The 1,517-nt window shown below is 34.8% G+C and carries 2 protein-coding genes; one reads left to right on the plus strand and one right to left on the minus strand.

All coding sequences use genetic code 11. The annotated features are described in order from the left end of the window. A partial coding sequence (locus VK161_RS12480) for a hypothetical protein (protein ID WP_324215119.1) occupies positions 1-339 on the plus strand: 339 nt, incomplete at its 5' end. Between the two features lie 36 nt (positions 340-375). Here the strand turns inward: VK161_RS12480 and VK161_RS12485 are convergent. After that, positions 376-1,302, minus strand: a complete 927-nt coding sequence (locus VK161_RS12485) for an IS1595 family transposase (protein ID WP_324215120.1) — start codon at positions 1,300-1,302, stop codon at positions 376-378. Positions 1,303-1,517: the final 215 nt, after the last annotated feature.

Here is a 1,517-nt window from a genome sequence, read left to right on the forward strand (position 1 = left end):
GCAAACGCTCAACTGACATCTACACAACAAGATTTTGGCAACCAGATTACACAATTGAAAGCGCAGATTGATACCCTGACAAAAAGCGGTGTAGCGAAGGATTCGCAAATTGCCGATTTGCAGAACCAGCTGACTAGCATCAAAGCACAAATAGCCATTACTGCTTTAAGATTGATTAATGCCGGCGCAGAAACCATTGATGATTTTACCAGTGCCGGGGTTACCGGAGCAGATGGCTCTAAGATAGCTGTTTATAACACTGCTATTGCTGCTGCAAAAGCAACAAAAGGATCGGATCTTACATTGGCGGAAATTCAAACGATAATTGATAATAACTAATAATTGAGAAATTAAATTTTATGATTATCCGTTGTACTACCTAAATTGATTTTTGTATGTAACCGAGGCTATCATAAGCCTGTCAAATAAATTTTCTCCAAAATATCTTCTGTTGAATTTATAACAAAATTCATTCAGGTAATTTTGAAGATATTCAGGTTTAATATCGTGATAAATATCCAGTAACATTCGTTTAGCGTTACTGATTGCTATATGAACCCAAGGCAATACCTTTCCAATTTCTTCTTTTGGTATTACTTGTGGTCGGTGTTCTTTGACAATATCTTTTAATTTGACGTAAGAAGTTGAGTCGTCAGAATCAATGGTTGATTCTTTGGTTACATTATTCTCAACTAATGAATTTATCGTAACCGATCTCAAGTCATTTATGACAATCATCTTAATGTGCCCAACTTGCCTGGGTTTACCTTTTTTGGTTGTTTGTCCTTCAATGGGTTGACTTTCTGCCATTACAAGAACTTTGCTCTTTTTCTGACTTCCACGACCTCTTTTCAATGGCTTTTTCTTTTCGTCATCAGGAGTTTCCGTAGAAAAGAAACCTTCATCTAATTCGATTATACCTGATAATGAATACATTTCGTCTCGTTTTCCCATGATCTCACGTAGTTTATGGAGCAAAGTCCAGATTGGTTCGTAACGCTTATGACCCAATTGACGTTGAAGTTCTGCCGCTGAAAAGCTTTTCTTTGTGCTTGTCAACAAGTGAATAGCTATAAACCAATAACGAAATGGTAATTGAGAACCATGCATAACTGTATTAGCGCGTAAACTTTGACGTTTACCACATTTTTTGCATTCATAGCATTCTTTGTCTTGTTTCCAATAATGACTTGTACTTCCACAATGGGGACAAACAACGCCTTGTTGGTCTCGGAACTCTTTAAATTTGACTCTACAACTTGTTTCGTCGGGATATTGTGCAACAAAATTTAGTAAATTCATGCCGTTTTTGATTAGTCCTTACAAAGATAATCATTATAGGTAAAATATCGGATAATCATTTAATTAAATTATCAATTTTATGAAATCTAAAATTTTTCTTTTTTTTGTAGTTTTAATATTTGAGATTCATACTGTTCAGTCTAAGACATTTTCTTATACATATACCATGGATAACACATATATTGGGATTCAAAAGTTTGGTGAACTTTATGATG

The sequence above is a fragment of the Flavobacterium sp. genome (assembly GCF_035299245.1).
Lineage (GTDB): Bacteria > Bacteroidota > Bacteroidia > Flavobacteriales > Flavobacteriaceae > Flavobacterium.

Bases quoted from the DNA above. Each gene is read 5' to 3' on its own strand.
- VK161_RS12485 (WP_324215120.1), bottom strand. From the start codon at position 1,302: ATGAATTTACTAAATTTTGTTGCACAATATCCCGACGAAACAAGTTGT.